Origin of the sequence: Deinococcus aquaticus (genome assembly GCF_028622095.1) — a bacterium.
In the GTDB taxonomy this organism is placed as follows: domain Bacteria; phylum Deinococcota; class Deinococci; order Deinococcales; family Deinococcaceae; genus Deinococcus; species Deinococcus aquaticus.
Window position 1 is genome coordinate 89,286 of record NZ_CP115165.1, and the last position, 20,792, is coordinate 110,077.

At 69.6% G+C, this 20,792-nt stretch carries 21 protein-coding genes; 11 read left to right on the forward strand and 10 right to left on the reverse strand.

Annotated features, from left to right (window positions below; translation table 11 throughout):
- The first annotated feature begins 80 nt into the window (after positions 1-80).
- The 6 genes from clpS (at position 81) to M8445_RS00480 (ending at position 6,935) form a co-directional block, all read left to right on the forward strand.
- A complete protein-coding gene (gene clpS / locus M8445_RS00455) occupies positions 81-398 on the forward strand; it encodes an ATP-dependent Clp protease adapter ClpS (protein WP_273988907.1) in 318 nt (105 codons plus the stop codon).
- Positions 395-2,635: an AAA family ATPase gene (locus tag M8445_RS00460; protein ID WP_273988909.1), complete on the forward strand. Its 2,241-nt coding sequence runs from the start codon at positions 395-397 to the stop codon at positions 2,633-2,635. The genes clpS and M8445_RS00460 overlap by 4 nt, the downstream gene beginning before the upstream one ends.
- A gap of 195 nt (positions 2,636-2,830) precedes the next feature.
- Positions 2,831-3,307: a hypothetical protein gene (locus M8445_RS00465; protein WP_273988910.1), complete on the forward strand. Its 477-nt coding sequence runs from the start codon at positions 2,831-2,833 to the stop codon at positions 3,305-3,307.
- A 98-nt stretch (positions 3,308-3,405) separates the two neighbouring features.
- On the forward strand, positions 3,406-3,975 hold the full coding sequence (locus M8445_RS00470) for a GNAT family N-acetyltransferase (RefSeq protein WP_273988911.1): 570 nt from the start codon (positions 3,406-3,408) through the stop codon (positions 3,973-3,975).
- Between the two features lie 94 nt (positions 3,976-4,069).
- On the forward strand, positions 4,070-5,212 hold the full coding sequence (locus M8445_RS00475; RefSeq protein WP_273988912.1) for an LCP family protein: 1,143 nt from the start codon (positions 4,070-4,072) through the stop codon (positions 5,210-5,212).
- Between the two features lie 127 nt (positions 5,213-5,339).
- The gene (locus M8445_RS00480; RefSeq protein WP_273988914.1) at positions 5,340-6,935 is read left to right on the forward strand and encodes an alpha-amylase family glycosyl hydrolase; all 1,596 of its coding nucleotides are present in this window, start codon (positions 5,340-5,342) and stop codon (positions 6,933-6,935) included.
- Positions 6,936-7,019: 84 nt separating this feature from the next.
- Here M8445_RS00480 and M8445_RS00485 read toward each other — a convergent pair whose 3' ends face one another.
- A complete protein-coding gene (locus M8445_RS00485) occupies positions 7,020-7,772 on the reverse strand; it encodes a serine/threonine-protein kinase (RefSeq protein WP_273988915.1) in 753 nt (250 codons plus the stop codon).
- Positions 7,773-7,921: 149 nt separating this feature from the next.
- Here M8445_RS00485 and M8445_RS00490 point away from each other — a divergent pair, with 149 nt between their 5' ends.
- Both M8445_RS00490 and lepB read left to right on the forward strand, forming a co-directional pair.
- A complete protein-coding gene (locus M8445_RS00490; RefSeq protein WP_273988916.1) occupies positions 7,922-8,728 on the forward strand; it encodes a patatin-like phospholipase family protein in 807 nt (268 codons plus the stop codon).
- Between the two features lie 129 nt (positions 8,729-8,857).
- Positions 8,858-9,640 (forward strand): signal peptidase I, encoded by a 783-nt coding sequence (lepB, locus tag M8445_RS00495; protein ID WP_273988918.1) that lies wholly within the window; start codon positions 8,858-8,860, stop codon positions 9,638-9,640.
- 114 nt (positions 9,641-9,754) lie between these two features.
- Here the strand turns inward: lepB and M8445_RS00500 are convergent, their stop codons facing one another.
- From M8445_RS00500 to M8445_RS00515, 4 genes are all read right to left on the reverse strand, one after another.
- On the reverse strand, positions 9,755-10,111 hold the full coding sequence (locus tag M8445_RS00500; protein ID WP_273988920.1) for a DUF503 domain-containing protein: 357 nt from the start codon (positions 10,109-10,111) through the stop codon (positions 9,755-9,757).
- Between the two features lies 1 nt (position 10,112).
- Positions 10,113-10,337 carry a heavy-metal-associated domain-containing protein gene (locus M8445_RS00505; RefSeq protein ID WP_273988921.1) on the reverse strand — a complete coding sequence of 75 codons (225 nt, stop codon included), beginning with the start codon at positions 10,335-10,337 and terminating at the stop codon, positions 10,113-10,115.
- Positions 10,337-10,858 carry a DUF1999 domain-containing protein gene (locus tag M8445_RS00510; RefSeq protein ID WP_273988922.1) on the reverse strand — a complete coding sequence of 174 codons (522 nt, stop codon included), beginning with the start codon at positions 10,856-10,858 and terminating at the stop codon, positions 10,337-10,339. The genes M8445_RS00505 and M8445_RS00510 overlap by 1 nt, the downstream gene beginning before the upstream one ends.
- A 125-nt stretch (positions 10,859-10,983) precedes the next feature.
- Positions 10,984-11,529, reverse strand: a complete 546-nt coding sequence (locus M8445_RS00515; RefSeq protein ID WP_273988923.1) for a nucleoside deaminase — start codon at positions 11,527-11,529, stop codon at positions 10,984-10,986.
- Between the two features lie 348 nt (positions 11,530-11,877).
- Here M8445_RS00515 and M8445_RS00520 point away from each other — a divergent pair, with 348 nt between their 5' ends.
- Complete coding sequence (locus M8445_RS00520) at positions 11,878-13,587, forward strand: long-chain-fatty-acid--CoA ligase (RefSeq protein WP_273988925.1); 1,710 nt, start codon at positions 11,878-11,880, stop codon at positions 13,585-13,587.
- A 96-nt stretch (positions 13,588-13,683) separates the two neighbouring features.
- Here M8445_RS00520 and tsaD read toward each other — a convergent pair whose 3' ends face one another.
- The 4 genes from tsaD to hpf all read right to left on the reverse strand — a co-directional run bounded on the left by tsaD (position 13,684) and on the right by hpf (position 17,233).
- The gene (tsaD, locus tag M8445_RS00525; protein WP_273988926.1) at positions 13,684-14,715 is read right to left on the reverse strand and encodes a tRNA (adenosine(37)-N6)-threonylcarbamoyltransferase complex transferase subunit TsaD; all 1,032 of its coding nucleotides are present in this window, start codon (positions 14,713-14,715) and stop codon (positions 13,684-13,686) included.
- 124 nt (positions 14,716-14,839) lie between these two features.
- The gene (locus tag M8445_RS00530) at positions 14,840-15,214 is read right to left on the reverse strand and encodes a hypothetical protein (protein ID WP_273988928.1); all 375 of its coding nucleotides are present in this window, start codon (positions 15,212-15,214) and stop codon (positions 14,840-14,842) included.
- Between the two features lies 1 nt (position 15,215).
- Positions 15,216-16,298: a butyrate kinase gene (locus M8445_RS00535; RefSeq protein ID WP_273988929.1), complete on the reverse strand. Its 1,083-nt coding sequence runs from the start codon at positions 16,296-16,298 to the stop codon at positions 15,216-15,218.
- Positions 16,299-16,666: 368 nt separating this feature from the next.
- Complete coding sequence (gene hpf, locus M8445_RS00540) at positions 16,667-17,233, reverse strand: ribosome hibernation-promoting factor, HPF/YfiA family (RefSeq protein WP_273990948.1); 567 nt, start codon at positions 17,231-17,233, stop codon at positions 16,667-16,669.
- Between the two features lie 291 nt (positions 17,234-17,524).
- On the opposite strand from hpf, the gene M8445_RS00545 reads away from it, so the two are divergent.
- A complete protein-coding gene (locus M8445_RS00545) occupies positions 17,525-18,199 on the forward strand; it encodes a TetR/AcrR family transcriptional regulator (RefSeq protein ID WP_273988930.1) in 675 nt (224 codons plus the stop codon).
- A 231-nt stretch (positions 18,200-18,430) separates the two neighbouring features.
- Here the strand turns inward: M8445_RS00545 and M8445_RS00550 are convergent, their stop codons facing one another.
- Positions 18,431-18,661: a hypothetical protein gene (locus M8445_RS00550; RefSeq protein WP_273988932.1), complete on the reverse strand. Its 231-nt coding sequence runs from the start codon at positions 18,659-18,661 to the stop codon at positions 18,431-18,433.
- Between the two features lie 255 nt (positions 18,662-18,916).
- Between M8445_RS00550 and pgi the strand changes: the two genes are divergently transcribed.
- Positions 18,917-20,590, forward strand: a complete 1,674-nt coding sequence (gene pgi, locus M8445_RS00555; RefSeq protein WP_273988934.1) for a glucose-6-phosphate isomerase — start codon at positions 18,917-18,919, stop codon at positions 20,588-20,590.
- The last annotated feature ends 202 nt before the right edge of the window (positions 20,591-20,792 follow it).

The window sequence follows — 20,792 nt, forward strand, 5'->3', positions numbered from 1 at the left end:
GTCTGCTTCCTGCCTCCCACCCCGCTGGACCGTGACGCTGGCTCCGGCAGGGGTGGGCGGGGGCCGCTACACTCGGCGGCATGACACGCCGGGACCTTGACTCTGGAACTCAGACGCTGGAGCGCACGCGAACGCAGCGGCCCCGGCTGTTCCGGGTACTGCTACTGAACGACGATTACACCCCGATGGAGTTCGTGGTGGAGGTGCTGCGCCGCTTCTTCCGCAAATCCGAGCAGGAGGCCGAGCTGATCATGCTGGCCGTGCATCACAAGGGGCAGGGCGTGGCGGGCGTGTACTCGCGGGACGTGGCCGAGACGAAGGTGGCGCAGGTGATGGCGGCCGCGCAGCAGGAGGGGTTCCCGCTGCGCGTGGTGGCCGAACCGGAGGCGGGCGAATGATCAGTGATCACTTACAGGTGACGATTGGCCGCGCGGCGGATTACGCGCGTGAGGCGAGGCATGAGCTGGTGACGCTGGAGCATCTGCTGCTGGCCCTGACGCACGACCCGGAGGGCCGCGAGGCGCTGCTGGCGGTGGGCGTGGACGTGGAGAGGTTGCGGGACGATCTTCAGGCGGTGCTGTCAGCGCTGGACGCCGTGCCGGACGCCGAGCCGGATTTCACACTGGGCGTTCACCGGGTGGTGGAGGGCGCGGTGCTTCAACTGCATGCCAGCGGGAAGGGCGGGCAGGAGGCGGACGGCGCGCGCGTGCTGGTGGAGCTGCTGGAGGAGGAGGACAGTCCGGCGCGCGCGGCCATCGAGGCGCAGGGAGCGTCGCGGCTGGACGTGCTGAACTTCGTGTCACACGGGTCGGCGAAGGTGACGGGCCGGGACCGCGAGCGGCGCGTGGCGGGCGTGGACGGCCCGGCCCCGGACGGAACGGGGGCCGAGGTGCCGGAGGTGGACCCGCTGGAGGCGTATGCGTCGGACCTGACGGAACTGGCGCGGGCGGGGCGCTTCGATCCGGTGATCGGCCGCGAGGCGGAGCTGGAGCGCACGGTGCATATTCTGGCGCGGCGCGGGAAGAACAATCCGGTGCTGGTCGGCGAGCCGGGCGTGGGCAAGACCGCGCTGGCCGAGGGGCTCGCGCAGCGGGTCGCGGATGGGCGGGCGCCGGGGTTCCTGCGGGACGCGTCGGTGTTCGCGCTGGACCTGGGGGCATTGCTGGCCGGCACGCGTTACCGGGGCGATTTCGAGGCGCGGCTGAAGGCGGTGCTGGCGGCGCTGGACGGGCGGAACGCGGTGCTGTTCATCGACGAGCTGCACACGCTGGTGGGGGCCGGGGCGACCGAGGGCGGGAACGTGGACGCCGCGAACCTCCTGAAACCGGCCCTGGCCCGCGGCAGTGCGCACGGGCACGGGCTGCGGGTGCTGGGCGCGACCACGCCCGCCGAGTTGCGGTTCCTGGAGAAGGACCGGGCGCTGTGGCGGCGCTTCCAGACGGTCGAGGTGCCCGAGCCGTCCGAGGAGGACGCCCTGAAGATCGTGCAGGGGCTCTCGGGGCGCTACGAGGCGCATCACGGGGTGACGTTCACGCCGGGGGCGCTGGAGGCGGCGGTGCGGCTCTCCGTGCGGTACCTGCGGGACCGGTTCCTGCCGGACAAGGCCATCGACGTGCTCGACGAGTCGGGCGCGGCGCGCTCCAGCGCCGGGAAGGGCGGCGTGATCGACGTGCCGGACATCGAGGGCACGGTGGCCCGCATGGCGCGCGTGCCGCTGGGCGCGGTGCGGGCCGAGGAGGTCACTTCGCTGGCCACGCTGGGCGCGGACCTGCGGGCGCGGGTGTTCGGGCAGGACGCGGCCGTGGACGCCGTGGCGAGCGCCGTGAAACTGGCCCGCGCGGGCCTGCGCGACCCGCAGAAACCGCAGGGGGCGTTCCTGTTCGCCGGGCCGACCGGGGTGGGTAAGACCGAACTAGCCCGCGCGCTGGCCGACCGGCTGGGCATTCACCTGGCGCGCTTCGACATGAGCGAGTACCAAGAGGCGCACACGGTCGCGCGCCTGATCGGAGCGCCCCCCGGCTACGTGGGCTTCGATCAGGGGGGCCTGCTGACGGACGCCGTGGCGAAGCACCCGCACGCGGTGGTGCTGCTCGACGAGATCGAGAAGGCGCACCCGGACGTGTACAACGTCTTCCTGCAACTGATGGATCACGGCACCCTGACCGACCACACCGGCAAGAAGGTGGACGGGCGCGGAGTGATCCTGATCTTCACCACGAACGCCGGGGCGGCCGACGCCGCGCGGCCCGCGCTGGGCTTCGGGCGGGTGGGCCGCGCGGGCGAGGAGGCCGAGGCCGTGAAACGGACGTTCACGCCGGAATTCCGCAACCGCCTGGACGCCGTGCTGCACTTCTCGCCGCTGTCGCCGGCCGTCATGGGCGGCGTGGTGGACAAGTTCATCCGGGAGTTGCAGGCCCAGCTGGCCGAGCGGGGCGTGACGGTCACGGTCAGCCCGGCGGCGCGCGCGCGACTGGCTGAACTGGGGTATGACCCGGCCATGGGGGCCCGCCCGCTGGCCCGCGTGATCGAGACGCGCGTCAAACGCCCGCTGGCCGACGAGTTGCTGTTCGGCCGTCTGAAAGACGGTGGGGCGGTGAAAGTAGGCGTCCGGAACGGGGAATTCACGTTCAATTGACGGCCGGGTCGGGCGTTGCTCCCGCCGTGGGACGGCCTGCGCCGTAGCAGCTGGCGGGCGGTCAGAACGCGCAGATACGGCAGGCTGGCTTCATGACCGCTTCATGTTTCAGTCAGGAATTTTAACGTGCTGGACGTAAAGGTTCCCTACGATTCTCCTCATCTGGCGGCGCGGGCCAGCCGGGAAGATAGGGGCATGAAACCCACCCTGCTGGCTCTGCTGACCGCTGCTCTTCTCGCCTCCTGCGCTCCCAAGGAAGAAACCACCACCACGACCGACACGGGCGCCGTCTCCACCGAAACGAACGAGCCCGGCATCGACAACCCCATCGCTGAAGGCGAAGGCTCCAGCGACAACGCCGCCGATCCTGGCGTTGACAGCACCACCACCAACGCCGACGACGCCACCGTGGGCGAAGAGATCGACATGGCCGTGGGCGACGGCCTGGAAGGCACCGTGACCGACTTCGACGGCACCGCCAAGACCTTCACGCTGAACGAGAACGACGCCAACTACGCCGTCACCATCGACGACGCCACCGTGTTTGAAGGCGGCGCCACCACCGCCGACGAGTTCTTCGGCACTGACCGCGCCGACGCCAACATCGCCGTCGAGGGCGAGATCGACGAGGCCAGCAGCACCCTGAAAGCCAACAAGATCACCCTGAACTGATCCACCCGGATCAGGAATAGCCGGACTCCTGCGGGGGTCCGGTTTTTTCTGTGCCTTGCAGGAGGTGCGGCTGTGGCCCCGGCGCTATGCTGCCCGGCATGCCTGAACCCATCGTGATCCGCGCTGCCGTTCCCTTCGACGCGGCATTCGCCGTGCCCCTGGTGCAGCAGACCATCGGCAAGGTCGGACTGGCCCTGACCGGGGCCGATTCGGACACCGGGGCGGCGCGGGCCATGCTGGGCTTCTTCCCGCTACGCGACAACCGCCTGAGTTACCAGAACGTGCTGATCGCCGCGCGCGGCCCCGAACCGCTGGGGCTGCTGCTGGCCTACCCCGGCGCTCAGGCCCACGCGCTGGACGACCCCTTCCGCGAGCGGCTGGCGTCCCTGGGCCTGCCGGCGCAGGTGGAGTCCGAGGGAACGCCCGGCGAACTGTACGTGGACACGCTGGCCGTGACGGAAGCGGCGCGCGGGCAGGGCGTGGGGGCCACGCTGCTGGAAGCGGCGGCGGCGCAGGCGCGCACACTGGGCTTAAGCCGCGTGGGGCTGCTGGTCGAGGACGGCAACCGGGCCGCCACCCTGTACGCCCGCGTGGGCTTCCGCGCGGCGGGCACGCGCACCCTGGCCGGCGGGTCGTACACGCACCTGATCTGGACCCTACCGGGGTAGGGGCCGGGCGGCCGGCGTGGTTGGATGTCCAGCATGGTTGGGGTCATCCGTCCGGTTGATCCGCGCGCGGCGTGTGGGCGCTATGCTCGGCGGCGTGCGCCGCATTGTGTGGGTTCTTGTTGCGGCGGCGGGTCTGGCAGCGGTCGTTGCCCCTGCCGCTCCGTTTCTCTCGCGGTACGCGGCCATTCCGCGCAAAGCGGACGGCCCGTTGACGGTGCTGCTGGCCGGCGTGGACGTGGATTACGACGACAGCGCCGCCGTGTGGCCCTGGCCCGCGAAGGCCGAATCGTACGCGACCCGCACGGATACCATCATGCTCACGCAGGTGTGGCCGGACGGTCGGGTGAACGTGCTGGGCGTGCCCCGTGACTCGTGGGTGAACATGCCGGGCTACGGGTGGGGCAAGGTCAACGGCGCGAACGTGCATGGCGGCCCGGAGATGCTGATGCGGGCCGTGCAGGACCTGACGGGCGTGCCGGTAGACGCCTACGCGCTCGTCAGCCTGAACGCCATTCCGGCCATGACGGCGGCGGCGGGCGGCGTGACGGTCGATGTGGGGCAGGCCATGAAGTACGACGACAACGCCGGGAAGCTGCACATCGACCTGAAGCCCGGGCGTCAGCGCCTGAACGGCGAGCAGGCGGCCGGGTTCCTGCGCTTCCGGCATGACAACCTGGGTGATATCGGGCGGATCGCGCGGCAGCAGCAGTTCGTGTCTGCGCTGGGCGCGCAGGTCCGTAACCCGCTGAACGCATGGCGGCTGCCGATGATGGTGAGCGCCGTGGACCGCAACATGAAAACCAACCTGACGCGCGCACAGGTGGCGGCCCTGAGCGGCGCGGTGCTGGGGGGCCCGCAGGTGCAGACCTTCAGCGTGCCGGGCGATTTCGGGTACCGGGGCGCAGCGAGCGTGTGGGAGGTGGACCGCGTGGCCCTGAACGCCCTGATCCGCAAGGAGTTCCGTGATCCGGACGACGTGCGGTCGCTGGGCGTGGCGGTCGTGAACACCGACGCCCCGGACGGCAGCGCGGGCCGCCTGAAGGCGCGGCTGGAGGGGCTGGGGTACTCGAACGTCTGGATCGTCAGCGAGCCGCGCGGCCCGGCTAGGACGACTGCGTCGGGTGGGGCGGCGGCGCGGGTGCTGCGGGACGTGGGCTTCGGGACCGTCACCGACACGCCGGGCGCGGCGGGAGCGGACGTGACCATCCGGCTGGGATCGGATACGCCCGCGCCCTGAGGCTGGTACGCGGGATGCGAGGAGCAGTTCGAGGGGACAACAGCAGGCGCTGACCTTTCACCGCGCCCTGCTTCCCGCGTTTCGTACCCCCTTGATCTGAAACGATTCAGACCGTACTGTGCTGGGTATGACTTCTTCCCTGACCGGCGAACTGAAGTGGTGGCAGAGCGGCATCATCTACCAGATCTACCCGCGTTCCTTCCAGGACGACAGCGGCGACGGCGTGGGCGACCTGCGCGGCATCACGCGCCGCCTGCCGTACGTGGCGACCCTGGGCGTGCGGGCCGTGTGGCTCTCCCCCATCTTCAAAAGTCCCATGCGCGACTTCGGGTACGACGTGGCCGATTACTGCGACATCGACCCGCTGTTCGGGACGCTGGAGGACTTCGACGCGCTGGTCGCCGAGGCTCACCGCCTGGGCCTGAAGATCATGCTGGACTACGTGCCCAACCACTCCTCTTCCGATCACGCCTGGTTCCAGGAGGCGCTGACCGGCCCAGGCAGCGCGAAACGCGACTGGTACGTGTGGCGCGACCCCGCCCCGGATGGCGGCGCGCCCAACAACTGGAAGTCCTTCTTCGGCGGCCCCGCCTGGACGCTGGACGGGGCCAGCGGGCAGTACTACCTGCATCAGTTCCTGCCCAGCCAGCCGGACCTGAACTGGCGGAACCCGGCGGTGCGGGCGGCGATGTTCGACGCGCTGCGGTTCTGGATGCGCCGGGGCGTGGACGGGTTCCGCGTGGACGTGATCTGGCTGCTGGCCGAGGACAACCGGTACCTGGACGAACCCGAGAACCCCGACTGGCAGCCCGGCCAGCCGGAACACTGGAGTCTGCTGCACCCGTACACGCAGGACCAGCCCGAGACGCACGAGTACATCCGCGAGATGCGCGCCGTGCTGGACGAGTTCGATGACCGCATGATGGTCGGCGAGATCTACCTGCCAGTCGACCGGCTCCTGCCGTACTCGGGCACGGAGGACGCCCGCATGGTGCACCTGCCGTTCAACTTCCACCTGATCCTGCTGCCCTGGAACGCGGCCGAGGTGCGGCAGTTCGCGGACGGGTACGACGCGGCGTGCCTCGCGGCGGGCGCCTGGCCGAACTGGGTGCTGGGCAACCACGACCAGCACCGCTTCCGGTCCCGCGTGGGCGACGCGCAGTACCGCGTGGCGCAGACGCTGCTGCTGACGCTGCGCGGCACGCCCACCGTGTACTACGGCGACGAGATCGGCATGCGCGACGTGGCCATCCCGGCCGACCGCATCGTGGACCCGGCCGCGCTGCAACAGCCGGACAGCCCCGAGGCGGGCCGCGACCCGGAACGCACCCCCATGCAGTGGGACGCTACCGAGAACGCGGGCTTCAGCGCGGACGGCACGACGCCGTGGCTGCCGCTGGCGGACGATTTCGCAGACCTGAACGTGCAGGCGCAGGAGAACGATCCCACCAGCGACCTGAACTACTTCCGCGCCCTGACCCGCCTGCGCGAGGGGCATCCGGCCCTGATCGGCGGCACGTACCGCAGCGTGGACGCCCCGGAGGGCGTGTTCGCCTTCGTGCGCGAAGGTCACGGCGAGACCCTGACCGTCCTGCTGAACATGAACAGCCGGGAACACGACCTGGGTGAACTGGCGCGCGGCGAGACGCTCCTGAGCAGCCTGGGTGACCGGCCGGCCAGTGGCGCGGTCCTGCGCCCCGACGAGGCCCGCATCCTGCGCTGACCAGTGGCCCAGGGGGCGGGACGGGTGTCGTCAGTTCACCCGTCCCGCCCCCTGCTGTCCCTGCCTACCGCGCCTGCCTGCCGTTCAGTACGGCAGTTGCGCCAGCCGCAGCAGCTCCTGCCGGACGCGGCCCGCGTCGTTGGGTCGCTCGGCGCGGTGGGGCCGGATCAGGCTGGCATGCAGGGACCCCAGCGGGTCGCCGCTCGGGGCGTGAGGTTCGTCCGGGTCGGGCAGTGACCCGTGAATGCCCCAGCCGAGCAGGACGCCCACGCCGTACAGGTCACTTTCCGGCCCGAGCGGTTCGCCGCGCGCCGCTTCCGGGCTCTGGAAGGCGGCGGTGCCCATGCGCACGGGCGTGTCGAAAGTCTCGAAGGCCGGGCCGGACAGGTCGAAATCGACGAGTTTGGCGCTGCCGTCCTCGTCGACCATGATGTTCTCGGGTTTGATGTCGCGGTGCACCAGCCCGCGCCCGTGCAGGTACGCCAGGGCGTCGAGCAGGTGCACGATGGTCAGCAGGAACGCGCGGCGTTCGGTCAGCGCGGCGGGCCGCTGCGTGAACCGCTGGAACATCACCTCGCCGCGCGCCAGGGTGCCCACCAGCGCCGGCTGATCGTCCACGACGGCGCGGTGCAGCACCCGCACCAGCCGGGGGTGGTGCAGGTCGTGCGCGTGCTGGTACTCGCGGTCGGCGTAGCCGCTCAGGTGCGCGGGGAAGATCTTGACGGCGCAGGGCTGACCGTCACGGGCCACGGCGAAGTACACCAGGCTGTGGGAGCCGCGACCGACGGGACGGATGAGTCTCACTCCGTCACCCACGATCTGTCCTGCAAGAGGCATCTCACTCAAGCTACCGCGCCCGGCCGGCCAGGGGGTAGCCCCACCCGGCGGCCCCCCGAACGCGACCGCCGGGCAACACGGCAAAAAGCAGCGGCAGCCCGCACCTCACGCCCCCTAAATGAACCCGGTGCAGAACGTAGAATGAACGCATGAGCGCACGGGTGGGGTACGGACTGGTGCTGGGCGGCGGCGGCGCGCGCGGACTGGCGCACGTGGGCGCGTGGCAGGTGCTCGAAGAACACAGCCTGACGCCCGGCGTGATCGCCGGAACGAGCATGGGCGGCCTGATCGGGGCGTTCATTGCCGCCGGGTACAGCGCCCCGGAACTGGTCCGCATCTCGGAGTCCGTGTCGTGGCGGCGACTGCTGGACCTGCGGCCCGGCCCGGGCCTGATCCGCACGTCCAGCCTGAGCGCGTGGCTCTCGCATCACCTGCCGCCCACCTTCGAGGAGTTGAAGGTGCCGCTGGCGATCACCGCGACCGACATGCTCTCGGGGCGCGCCGTGTACCTGACGCGCGGGAACCTGCACGAGGCGCTGCGGGCCACGACGGCGTACCCCGGCGCGATCGAGCCCGTGGCGGTCGACGACATGCTGCTCTCGGACGGCGGGATTCTGAATCAGGTGCCGGTGGACGCCGCGCTGTTCCTGGGGGCGCGGCGCGTGCTGGCCGTCGACGTGACCGCGCCGGACCCGCTGGAACTGCACGAGCGGCGCGTGCTGCTGTGGAAACGCGAGGCGAACCTGGGGCCGGTGCGGGCGCTGCGGCGCTCGGTGGAGATCATGCAGGCGCAACTGACGGACGCCCGCGTCAGCCTGTACCGCCCGGACGTGCTGCTGCGCCCGCACCTGGGCGACATCGATCTGGTCAGTTTCAACCGGTCCGCGCAGGCCATCCGCGCCGGGCAGGACGCCGCCCTGGCCGAACTGCCGCGCCTGAGTGCCCTGTTCGGCTGACGGCGGAGTTCAGGTCGGGCCCGGGCGTTGTTCCCGAAACCGACCTGAACCGGACACAGCGGTATGGGGGCACGGGGTGTGGGGGCAGGGGCCATGCGGCCCGGCTTCATCCGGTATTCTGCGCGGTGCATGACCAGACCTGACAGACCTGCACCGTCCGCCCTTCAGAAACTGTGGAAGGAACTGCTTGAACCGATCGTGTTCGCGGTCGTCATCACGCAGTTCGTGGCGACACTGGTCGGCGTGGACGGCGTGAGCATGATGCCCAACCTGCGGGACCGGGAACGCGTGTTCGTTCCCAAGTACGAGACGTGGCTGCACAAGGCCGGCGTGGGCGAATTCAGCCGCGGCGACATCCTGATCTTCAAACCATCCCGCGCGGCCACCGAGAAGATCGCCAACCTGAACAAGAGCGCGTTCGGCCTGTGGAACTACCGGCCGTTCCTGATCAAACGCCTGATCGGCCTGCCGGGCGACCGGATCACCGTCAGTGGCGGCGAGGTCACCGTGAACGGCACGCCGCTGGATTCCAGCTGGACGACCGCGTACTGGCAGGAGCAGGGCTGCTGGGACACCCAGAGCGAACTGGCGAACTACGCCACGGCCTCCGTGAGTTACGGCGTGGTGCAGGACCAGCAGGAGTTCACGGTGCCGCAGGGCACGTACTACGTGATGGGCGACAACCGCACCGCGAACGGTTCGGAGGACTCCCGCATGATCGGCCCGGTCGAGCGCCGGGACGTGGCCGGGCGCGCCGCCGCCGTCGTGTGGCCCATCATGCGCAAGGCGAACGTGAAGTACGACTGTAACGCCGGAGCAGTGGCGGAATTCAGCGGCGAGAACGTCCTGAACTGGCGTCTGCTGAACCCACCTGCCGCCTTCGACACCCTGAAAGCTGCCCTGAACAAGTAATCACCAACCTCCCCCAATCGGGATGAAAGCGCCCCCTGACCAGAATCGGTTAAGGGGGCGCAGCAGTTTCAGGGGATGATGCTCAGGGACAAATCCAGTCGGGAACAGGGGCCGTCAGGAGTGCGTCTCGCCGTCTTCGCCGGGGTGCCCATCTGGGTCCTCGTCGGTGTCGTCCCCCAGCGCGGTGATCTCGGTGCGTTCGTCGGTCACGCGGTAGGGGCCTTCCTTGGCGATGTAGTCGGCGGCCATGCGCAGCGTTTCCTCGACCCAGCCGTAGTCGTTGCTGATGGTCGCCACGCCGATCACTTCCCAGTCATGGGCGTCCAGGCCGTCCAGGCGGGCGACGGTCAGCGGAAAGCGGACTTTCAGGCGTTCCACGACCGGGCGGACCAGCGCGCGCTTCTCTTTGAGGCTGGCGACCCAGGGCATCTCGACCCGGACGGTCAGGACGCCCACGTAGCCGAGGGCCACGCTAGAGCATGCCGGCCAGGAACCCCTGGGTGCGCACGGCGCGCACGAGGTCCATGACCGTCAGTTGCGAGGGATCGTAGTGCACTTCGATCTGGCCTTCGTCGGGCGTGGCGCGGCTCACGCCTGGCAGGGCGGTCAGGGCGGCGGCAACAGAGGTCCCGGCGTCGCGGGTCATGCCGCGCACGCCCAGCAGTACGCGGGTGGCGTTGGAGGTCATGCCTGTCATTATGCCCCCTGCTCCGGCGTGCCGGGCGCGGGTGTGGCTGGCACGCTGCGCAGGCGGGTGCCGGGGGCGGTGTCGGCGCGGGTGCCCAGGTGGCACACGGCGCTCTGGCCGGTCACGACGGCACTCTCGCTGGTGGCGGCGTCCAGCAGGTCGGGGGTCAGGGTGAAGTGAACCTCGTACACGGCGGTGTCGTAGGCGCTTTTCACGGCGGCGTGCAGCAGGCCCGTGCTGGTGCCTTCGGGCGCGCCGGGCAGGACGCTGACCGTCCGCACGAGCACCAGCGGGCGGTCGCCCTGCCAGACCGGCTGGGCCAGAATGAAGCCGGCCAGCGTGTCACCCTCCTCGGCCACGAAGGAGTGCTCGCTGCGCTCATAGAATTTCAGGGCGGGCTGGCTGGTGTGCAGGCGGCCGTCGCGTTCGCGTTCGGGCAGGCTGTCGAAGGCGGGGTCCTGGCGTTGCAGGGTCAGGTCCAGGGCCTGCATGGCCGGGTAGTCGGCCTCGGAGAAGGTGCGGTAGCGCATGGGCCAAGGCTAGTGCATGCGCGGCGCGCGGACCGTGAAGAGGCGCGCAGGCGCGGGTGGAACCGGGCGGGGAACAACGGGCGGGTGGGCCCCGTGTGCCCACCCGCCCGTTTTAACCGTTGACTTTACAGGTCCGCTGTCTCTCTGGGGTAGCGCCTGCGCCACAGCGCCCAGCCCTCGTCGGGGAAGGCGCGCCGGGCTTCCGGGGCGAACAGCAGCGCCCCCTGGTGTTCCAGTTCGGGGTCGGGGGTGGGTAGGACCTCGGTGGTCTGCATGGCGGGGTGGTCGGCCCAGGCGATCAGGCGACCCGAGCCACCCCAGGGGTCGTCCGTGACCCACACGACGCGGCCCACGCCGAGCAGGGCGCTGGCCCCGCCGCACATCAGACAGGGTTCCAGGCTGGTGTACAGCGTCAGGCTTTCCGGGTTCTCCAGTTTGCCCACGCCGAAGTACAGGTCCATCTCGGCGTGGGCGACGCTGGCGTCCCCGACGTGTTCGGGCGTCTGGGCCTCGCCCACGCGGTTGCGGCCGCGCGCGACCTCGTGGCCGCTGGCGTCGACCAGGACGGCTCCGACCGGGGAACTGCCGGCCTGCTGGGCCTCGCGGGCCAGGTCGAGGGCGAGTTGCAGCCAGCGGCGGTGTTCCGGGGCGGAGCGGTGGGGGGCAGACATGGCGGCAGTCTGACGCGGCGGGGGTGGAATTCCGTAGCTTCGGCTGGATTGTCGGGCCTGCGTGAAGGGGACCTTCAGGGGCCGGGCGGCTGGCCGGGCAGCCGTCAGGGGCCGGGCAGGCCGGGGTGCCCCCTAGAGGCCCCCGGCGTTCGTGGGCGGTCAGTTCTTGAAGCGCCGCCAAATTTGCTTATACTGAGTTCAACTTCGTACTGATCTGTTCCGATCCGGACCCGCCGGGGTCACGTGCTGGGCGCGCCCCAGCCACGCCGGGACAGGTTTCACCTTCTCCCCCATGTCCCTCAGACCTCAGCTGAGGGCGGGGCGCCCCCCAATTCCCGCAGGAGTGCCATGACCCACGCAACCCCCACCCGCCCCTGGCTCAGCAGCTACGAACCCGGCGTACCGCACACCTTCAAGCCCAGCGGCCTGACCCTGCCGGACCTGCTGCGCCGCACCGCCGAGAAGTACCCGGACCGCGTGGCGATGTCCTTCATCGGCGCGAACACCACCTACGGCCAGCTGTACAGGGACGCCCAGCGTTTCGCGGCCGCGCTGCAAAAGATGGGCGTGCGCCCCGGCGACCGCGTGTCCATCATGCTGCCGAACACCCCGCAGTTCGTGACCAGCTTCTATGGCACGCTGCTGGCCGGGGCGGTCGCCGTGAACACCAGCCCCATGTACACCCCGTCCGAGCTGGAACACCAGCTCAAGGACAGCGGCAGCGAGACGCTGGTCATCCTGGACACCTTCTACCCCCGCTACGAGGAAATCCGCGCCCGCGTGCCGGTCAAGCGGACCCTGGTGACCGGCGTGCAGGACGCCCTGCCGTTCCCGAAGAACCTGCTGTACCCGGTCAAGGCGCGCCGCGAGGGCACCTGGGTGAAGGTGCCGTTCGACGAGCGCGTGCTGCCGTACCCCAAAGTGCTGGCGTCGCAGGCCTCCGCCGCGCCCAGCGTGAGCATCAGCCCCGACGACGTGGCCCTGCTCCAGTACACCGGCGGCACCACCGGCGTGCCCAAGGGCGCGATGCTGACCCACGGGAACCTCGTGTCGAACTGCGAGCAGGCCCGCATGTGGATGAGTGACCTGCGCGACGGGCAGGAGGTCACGCTGGCCGCCATTCCGTTCTTCCACGTGTACGGCATGACGGTCGCCATGAACCTCAGCGTCCTGACCGGCGCGACCCTGGCCCTGGTGCCCAACCCGCGCGACATCAAGATGGTCCTGTCGCAGATCACGTCGTCCGGCGCCACGCTGTTCCCCGGCGTGCCCACGCTGTACAACGCCATCAACAACCACCCGGACACGCCCAAGCACGACCTGACCAGCATCCGCGCCTGCATCAGCGGCAGTGCGCCCCTGCTGCTCGAAACGTCCCGCCGTTTCAAGGAGATCACGGGCGGCGCGAACCTCGTCGAAGGGTACGGCCTGACCGAGGCGAGCCCCTGCACGCATACCAACCCCATCTTCGGCGAGCAGCGGGAAGGCAGCATCGGCGTGCCCTTCCCCGGCGTGGACTCCATCGTCGTGGATGACGACGGGCAGATCGTTGCGCCCGGCGAGGTCGGCGAACTGTGGATCGCCGGCCCGATGATCATGAAAGGCTACTGGCAGCGCCCCGACGAGACCGCCAAAACCCTGCGTGAGGCGCACGGCCGCACCTGGCTGATGACCGGCGACATGGCCACCATGGACGCCGACGGGTACTTCCGGATCGTGGACCGCAAGAAGGACCTGATTATCGCCGGGGGCTTCAACATCTACCCCCGCGAGGTCGAGGAAGCCCTGATGAGCCACCCGGCCGTGCTGGAAGCCGCCGCCGTCGGCGTACCCGACACGTACCGCGGCGAAAGCGTGCACGCCGTCGTGGCCCTGAAACCCGGCGCGGCCGCCACGGAGGCCGACATCATCGCCCACTGCAAGGGCCTGCTCAGCAATTACAAGGTGCCCCGCAGCGTCGAATTCCGCGCGGAACTGCCCAAGACGGCCGCCATGAAAATTCTGCGCCGCCAGCTGGCCCAGGAAGCCCGCGACGCCCAGAAAGCAAAGAGCGCCTGACCCGGGAGCAGTAGGGCAACACAGGAGCGGGGCGTGACCGTTGAACCGGCACGCCCCACTTTTATCTGTTCCCACTCCCCACTTCCTGCTCCCCGGTTACGCGTTCGCCAGCGGCGCGTAGGCGGTGGCGCCGCCGTCCAGTGGGCTGGCGGGCCGACCGGCGCGGATGGCGGCGGCCCCGGCCAGGGCGATCATGGCGCCGTTGTCGGTGTTCAGGCCCCGGCCGGGGAACACGACGTTCAGGTCTGTTGCGTTGAACGCTTCGCGCAGGGCGCTGTTCGCGGCGACGCCGCCGGAGACCACGACGGTGCCCCGGCCCTGGGCGTGCGCGGCGCGGGACGTGGTCTTCACGAGGACCTTCACGGCCGCCTGCTGGAAACTGGCGGCGAGGTCCTCGGGGGTCGCGCCGCCCCGGTGGGCGAGCAGCGCCGCCGTCTTCAGGCCGCTGAAACTGAAGTTGAAGGTCTTCTGCCCCTGCAACGGCTCCTTGAACGGCACGGCGTCCGGGTTGCCGCGCGTGGCGGCCTCGCTGATGGCCGGGCCGCCCGGGTAGCCCAGCCCGGCCAGCCGGGCGATCTTGTCGAAGGCCTCGCCCGCCGCGTCGTCCATGGTCGCGCCGACCAGCACGTACTCGCCGTCGCGCGGCACGTCGAACAGGTGCGTGTGCCCGCCGCTGACCACCAGTGCCAGGAACGGGGCGCGCAGGTCGCCCTCGCTGGCCGCCGCGAAGATATGCCCCTCCAGGTGGTGCGCCGCGTGGAACGGGACGTTCAGTGCCTGCGCCAGCCCCTTGCCGTACATCAGGCCGACCAGCAGCGCACCGACCAGTCCGGGGCCGGACGTGGCGGCCACCGCGTCAATGTCGCTCACGGTCAGGCCCGCCTCGCGCAGCGCGTCGCCCATGACCTCGTCGATGCGTTCCACGTGCTCACGGCTCGCGAGTTCCGGCATGACCCCACCGTAGCGGGCGTGCACCGTCTGCGACCACACGCGGTTCGCCAGGAGGTTCACGCGCCCGTCCGGCAGCAGTTCGACGATGCCGACGCCGGTATCGTCACATGACGTATCGATTCCCAGAACACGAACGGAACGCGGAACGGACGGGACGGAAGCGGCAGAAACACTCATCGGGACGGAGTGTAGCAGTCACGCCAGACACGAACGGTGACGGGTGCTGGTCAGGAACGTATGCGCGGCCCGGGCGACCACGGCCGCCCCGCCCACTCCCCACAACCCACTGCCTCCCACCCTCTCAGCGTTGCTGGTCGCGCACGGCGGCGAGGGTTTCCTCGAATGCGTCGAGGAATTCGTCCTCAAGAGCGCGGTCGCGGATCAGGGCGTCCTGTTCCGTGGTGGCCTGTTCACGGGTCCAGCGGACGCGGGCCTGCCGGGCGCTGCTGACGTTGCCTCTCCCGGCGATGAAGCGGGCAGCGTGGCGGACGGCAGCGTGCGGGTCGTCGGTGGGCGCGGTGACGCTGAGGTTACGCAGGCCGCCCTGGTCGTTGACGAGAGAGCAAGTGACTTCCACTCGCACGCCGTGCCGGGCGAGGAAGACCTGATCGACACGCCACATGCTGGTGGCGCGGATGGGGTCGGGGGCGGTGCGGGGGGCGCGGCGTCGGGGCATGTCAGGAGGCGTCGGGGGCGGGGGGGGTCCACTCGCGGGCCTGTTCGAGGCCCAGCAGGACGCGGCCGGCGCCCTCGGCCAGCGCTTCGAGTTCCAGTTCGCCGGGAATGACGAGCACCGGGGCAATCCACGCGACGCGCCGCTCGATGCGGTCCACGAGTTCGTCCCAGCGAGCAATACCACCCGTGATGACCAGCGCGTCCGGGCGGGCGCTGAGCGCGCCGGTCTGCTCGCCCAGGGCCTTGCAGACCTGATGAACGAACGCGGCGGCGACCGTCTGCACGTCCGTTTCGGACAGCAGGCGGGTTTCGAGGTCGCGCAGGTCCTTGCTGCCGGTCAGGGCCAGGAATCCGCCCTCGCTGCTCAGGCGGGTCAGGGCGGCGCTGTTGCCGAGCGTGTGGGCCAGGGCCAGCAGCGCGCGGGGCGGAACGGGGCCGCTCTGCATGGCGCCCATTGGGCCGCCGTCGGGTCCGGTGCCGGTGGTGTCGATGGCGCGGCCCCGGTCGAACGCAGTGACGCTGGTAGTGGCCCCCAGGTGCGCCACGACGATGCGGGCGTCCTGGAAGCGTTTGCCGACCTCGTGTGCGGCGCGGCGGGCGACGGCGCGGGCGTTCAGTGCGTGAAATTCCGCGGTGCGGTGAATGCCGCGCAGGCCGGTCACGCGCGCTTCGGGCAGCAGCTCATCGGCGCTCTGGGGGTCCACGATGAAGGCCGGCACGCCGCGCACCTGGGCGGCAGCGAGGGCCAGCGGGCCGCCCAGGTTGGGCGGGTAATGGCCACGTTCGCCCTGCGCGACGTACTCGGAGAGTTCCCGCGTGACGCGGTAGGTGCCGGTCGCGACCTTGCCGATCAGGCCGCCGCGTCCGACGAAGGCGTCCGGGGCGGGCCAGTCGGCGGTCAGGTCCAGGATGGCCTGCGTGATAGCGGGCACCTGCCCGGCGGTGGGCGGGCCGCTGAGGGGCAGTTCGGCGCGGGTGAGGGTCAGGCGAAGCTGTCCGGGAAGCGCCGGATTGTCGCTGGGGTCAATGCGCGCGCACGCGAGCTTGACGCCGCTGGTTCCTGGATTGATCACGTGGGCGATCACAACGCCGCAGCGTACCAGATTGACCGCCGCACCCGGCGGGACAAATGAGGGGATCTTCAACGCACTCTCATACGGACTCCGATCGAATGGCTTGCAAAGCCGTTCAATCCGAGCGGACGCGAGTAGGAGTAAAGAGGATTCCGGGCGTGGAGTTGGCAACCCGGTGTGGTTCCGGGTTGTTAACGAAACAGACGGCGGTCCGTATCATGCGCGGGCGGTGGGTGGTGTGGCGGGGGGCCGGTCCTGTAGCCAGCCGGGTCCACCCAGACAGGCGACGGCCCCGGCGTCAGGAACACCGGGGCCTTCATGGGTCTGTAGCTAAGCCTGTCTCTGGGTCTGCGCGTCGACCACCGGGCAGGGCTCAGGGGTTACACGCTGGGTTCGATCAGTCCGTAGTGCCCGTCCTTGCGGCGGTACACGACGCCGCAGGTGTTGGTCTGCATGTGCATGAACACGTAGAAGTCGTGTCCCAGCGCTTCCATCTGCGCCACGGCGTCCTCGGGGCTCATGGGGCGCATGTCGAAGCGTTTCATGCGGACGATCTCGGGGCTGAATTCGGTCACGTCGTCCAGTCCGGCGTTCACGGCGGCTTCGGCCGGGCCGGGCTCGGGCTGGGGGGTCAGGTCATGACGGCTTTTCAGGTAGCGGGTCTTGAATTTCCGCAGCTGCCGTTCGAGGACGTCGCTGGCCTTGTCGATGGCGGCGTACATATCCGCGTGGTGTTCCTCGGCGCGGATGATGCCGCTGGGCACGTTCAGCTGAACCTCGACGCGGTTTCGACGTCCAGAGTCCCGCACGTCACGGACGGTCAGGGTCACGCGGGCATCGGTGATCTGATCGCTGTAACGGTCCAGCCGCGTGAGTTTCTCCTGCACGTACTCACGCATGGGATCGGTGACTTCAACGTTCCGGCCTGACAGCTTGTAGATGTGCACGGCTTTCACCTCTTCCTTTTCCCGGAGGGTGGGATCGGCTCCGGTACCGTCACAATAGGCCCAAGGTCAGGGTGCTGTCAGGCGAACAGCTCACAGCGCCCGCCCCTGCTTTCGGGGTATGCTCCGGGACGGAGAACACACGGGTGGTCCTCACCCCGCTGTGACAGGCTCGCCGTGTGCCACACGTACTTTCGCCCGCTCAGCTCTGCGGGTGTTCACCGGCCGGGTGCGCCCCGTTCAGATGAAGGCCCGGTACAGTTGACAGGTCCCGGCGCGCTGTATTCTGGGGGCGTGAAGGTAGACCGCCAGGAACAGGATGACGCCCGGCGCGAGCGCATTGCCCGCGCGGCCTTCGAGTTGTTCGCGCGCAGTGGCCTGGACGCCATCAGCGCGCAGGACATCGCCCAGGCGGCGTTCGTGAGCCGCACCAACCTGTACCGTTACTACCCCAGCAAGATTCACATGCTGCTGGCGCACTTCGAGAAGGCCGTGCAGGCCAGCCGCGACGACGCCACCGAGCGCCTGCGGGCCGGGGCGAACCCGCAGCAGGTCTGGGACAAGGTCACGGCCCGCATGGCGGACCTGGGCGTGCGCTACCGGCATCTGGTGGGCGCGGTCGGTCAGGCGGTTCTGGGCGCGTCGCCCCTCGAGACGAAACCCGCGCCGCAGCGTGCACCCGGCATGCCCGGTGACGGCATGCGCACCGCGCTGACCCTGGCGGCCATGGTGGAACCCGTGCTGCTGGCCATGCAGAACCAGGGTCGCCTGCGCCCCGAGGCGAACATCAACATGCTGAGCGTGCTGCTGGTCGACGCGTTCATTCTGGCGCTGCTGCACGGCGGGCACCGTGATCAGCGGGAGGTGCTGCGTGACTGGCAGGACCGGTTCAGCCTGCTGATGCACGGCGCGCTGGCTCCCGGCATCAGCCTGCGCGACCCGGCGCACGGTGAGCGCGACGCTCTCTGATCCGGACTCCGGTTGAAGCTGGCCTGATATGGACTCCGATTGAATGGTTTGCAAAAACCATTCGATCCGAGCGGACGCGAGTGGGAGCGAAACGGGTTCCGGGCGTGGAGTTGACAACCCGGTGTCGTTCCGGGTTGTTAACGAAACAGACGGAATCCGTATGAGAACACGCTGACAGCAGAGCGCCCCGGTCACCAACGACCGGGGCGCTCTGCTGTGCGTGTTGCGGGTTCAGTCCTGGCGTGCGCGTCTCAGGCGGTTGAGCAGCGCGAAGACCTGACGCTGCTCCTCGGCCAGCAGGGCACGCCGGAGTGCCTCGGGAGAGATGGACGGCGCCGGCGCTTCGGCCGTGGGGCCGGCCGGGGGCGCCTGAATGCGGGACTCGTCACGCAGGTCCCGCAGGTAGGGTGTCCCCCACTGACTCCAGCTTGAATCGTTCGCGTCCCTCGCCTTCCTGGTCATAACCACAGCGTAGTGAGAAGGTTCGCACAATTCTCTGACTTTCGGCCGTATTGAGCGTCAGGTCAGGTGAAAGCCGCGTGACGGCCGGCCGGAAGGTCCGGTCCCGCGCCTTCCGTCGGCCTTCCCGGCCGGGCGGGGCATGAAGAACGGCGCATGGACAGGCGTACCGCGCTGGGCGGGGGCGGGGGTATGCTCGCAGGCGTTGAGGAGCGCGGGCCGCTCAAGTGGCCGCCGCGACTCCGGGAGGAATACCACATGGCACCAGAACAGACCTCATCCACGAACGCCCCCGCCACCGCGTCCCTGACGGGCCTGAGCAGTTACCGCGCTCTGGCCGCGCACGCCGACGCCACCCGTGACCTGCACCTGCGCGACCTGTTCACCGCCGACCCGCAGCGCGGCGAGCGCCTGAGCGCCGAGGGGGCCGGGCTGTACCTGGATTACAGCAAGAACCGCGTGACCGACGAGACCATGAGCCTGCTGCTGGCCCTGGCCCGCGAGACCGGCGTGGAAGCCCGTCGCGACGCCATGTTCGCCGGCGAAAAGATCAACGTGACCGAGGGGCGCGCCGTGCTGCACACCGCCCTGCGTGCCCCGGCAGGCGCGACTGTGATGGTGGACGGCCGTAACGTCGTACCCGACGTTCATGAGGTCCTTGACCGGATGGCGGCCTTCGCTGATCAGGTGCGCGCCGGAACGTGGCTGGGGCACACCGGGCGGCCCCTGAAGAACATCGTGAACATCGGCATCGGCGGCAGCGACCTGGGGCCAGTCATGGCTGCCGAGGCGCTGAAACACTACGCGCAGCGGGACCTGACGCTGCGGTTCGTGTCGAACGTGGACGGTACGGATCTGGTCGAGAAGACCCAGGGGCTCGACCCGGCCGAGACGCTGGTGATCGTGAGTTCCAAGACCTTCACCACGCAGGAGACCATGGCGAACGCGCAGAGTGCGCGCGCGTGGCTGCTCGCGGCGCTGGGTGACGACGCGGCGGTCGCGCGGCACTTCGTGGCCGTGTCCACGAACGCGGACGCCGTGCAGAAGTTCGGGATCGACACCGCGAACATGTTCGGCTTCTGGGACTGGGTGGGCGGGCGTTACTCCATGGACAGCGCCATCGGCCTGAGCCTGATGCTTGCCGTCGGCCCGGACGGTTTCCGCGAGATGCTGGCCGGCTTCCACGCCATGGACGAGCACTTCCGCACCGCGCCGCTGGAGAAGAACCTTCCGGTGCTGCTGGGCCTGCTGGGTATCCTCTACAACAACTTCCATGACGCGCAGAGCCACGCGGTGCTGCCGTACGACCAGTACCTCGCGTACTTCCCGGCTTACCTGCAACAGCTTGATATGGAAAGCAACGGCAAGCACGTCACGCTGGGCGGGCAGGAGGTGGACTACCAGACCGGCGCGGTCATCTGGGGTCAGCCCGGCACGAACGGCCAGCACGCCTTCTACCAGCTGATCCACCAGGGCACCAAGCTGATCCCGGCGGACTTCATCGGCTTCTGCCAGACCCTGAACCCGCTGCCGCTGGGTGACGGCGCGCCGCACCACGACCTGCTGATGGCGAACGTGTTCGCGCAGACCGAGGCGCTCGCCTTCGGGAAATCGCTGGCCGCCGTGCTGGCCGAGGGCGTGCAGCCTGACCTGGCCCCGCACCGCGTGTTCGACGGGAACCGCCCCACCAACACCATCCTCGCCGACCGCCTCACCCCGCACACGCTGGGCGCGCTGATCGCCCTGTACGAACACAAGGTCTTCGTGCAGGGCGCCGTGTGGGACATCAACTCCTTCGACCAGTGGGGCGTGGAACTCGGCAAGGTGCTGGCCGGGAAGATCGTGCCGGAACTGCACGCCGATTCCGAACCCGAGCTGAAGCACGACAGCTCCACGAATACCCTGATCCGCCGCTACCGCACGCGGCGCTGAAACGACACGGGGGCAGGGGCGCGGGGATCAGTTGCCGCCGCTGCTCCCGTCCCTGCGGCGCATCCACACGCCCCACGTGAGTGGGCCCGCCACCTCGTCGGCCAGCGGCAGTCCAGCTGCCTGTAGCGCCAGCTTGATCTGCCCGTGGTGGTAGCCCTCGTGCCAGATCAGGTGCTGAATGATACGGACTCCGTCCGTTTCG

What these genes read in the sequence shown, in the direction of transcription:
- clpS (WP_273988907.1), top strand. Translation starts at nt 81, where the DNA reads ATGACACGCCGGGACCTTGACTCTGGAACTCAGACGCTGGAGCGCACG.
- M8445_RS00460 (WP_273988909.1), top strand. Translation starts at nt 395, where the DNA reads ATGATCAGTGATCACTTACAGGTGACGATTGGCCGCGCGGCGGATTAC.
- M8445_RS00465 (WP_273988910.1), top strand. Translation starts at nt 2,831, where the DNA reads ATGAAACCCACCCTGCTGGCTCTGCTGACCGCTGCTCTTCTCGCCTCC.
- M8445_RS00470 (WP_273988911.1), top strand. Translation starts at nt 3,406, where the DNA reads ATGCCTGAACCCATCGTGATCCGCGCTGCCGTTCCCTTCGACGCGGCA.
- M8445_RS00480 (WP_273988914.1), top strand. Translation starts at nt 5,340, where the DNA reads ATGACTTCTTCCCTGACCGGCGAACTGAAGTGGTGGCAGAGCGGCATC.
- M8445_RS00485 (WP_273988915.1), bottom strand. Translation starts at nt 7,772, where the DNA reads ATGCCTCTTGCAGGACAGATCGTGGGTGACGGAGTGAGACTCATCCGT.
- M8445_RS00490 (WP_273988916.1), top strand. Translation starts at nt 7,922, where the DNA reads ATGAGCGCACGGGTGGGGTACGGACTGGTGCTGGGCGGCGGCGGCGCG.
- lepB (WP_273988918.1), top strand. Translation starts at nt 8,858, where the DNA reads ATGACCAGACCTGACAGACCTGCACCGTCCGCCCTTCAGAAACTGTGG.
- M8445_RS00505 (WP_273988921.1), bottom strand. Translation starts at nt 10,337, where the DNA reads ATGACAGGCATGACCTCCAACGCCACCCGCGTACTGCTGGGCGTGCGC.
- M8445_RS00510 (WP_273988922.1), bottom strand. Translation starts at nt 10,858, where the DNA reads ATGCGCTACCGCACCTTCTCCGAGGCCGACTACCCGGCCATGCAGGCC.
- M8445_RS00515 (WP_273988923.1), bottom strand. Translation starts at nt 11,529, where the DNA reads ATGTCTGCCCCCCACCGCTCCGCCCCGGAACACCGCCGCTGGCTGCAA.
- M8445_RS00520 (WP_273988925.1), top strand. Translation starts at nt 11,878, where the DNA reads ATGACCCACGCAACCCCCACCCGCCCCTGGCTCAGCAGCTACGAACCC.
- tsaD (WP_273988926.1), bottom strand. Translation starts at nt 14,715, where the DNA reads ATGAGTGTTTCTGCCGCTTCCGTCCCGTCCGTTCCGCGTTCCGTTCGT.
- M8445_RS00530 (WP_273988928.1), bottom strand. Translation starts at nt 15,214, where the DNA reads ATGCCCCGACGCCGCGCCCCCCGCACCGCCCCCGACCCCATCCGCGCC.
- M8445_RS00550 (WP_273988932.1), bottom strand. Translation starts at nt 18,661, where the DNA reads ATGACCAGGAAGGCGAGGGACGCGAACGATTCAAGCTGGAGTCAGTGG.
- pgi (WP_273988934.1), top strand. Translation starts at nt 18,917, where the DNA reads ATGGCACCAGAACAGACCTCATCCACGAACGCCCCCGCCACCGCGTCC.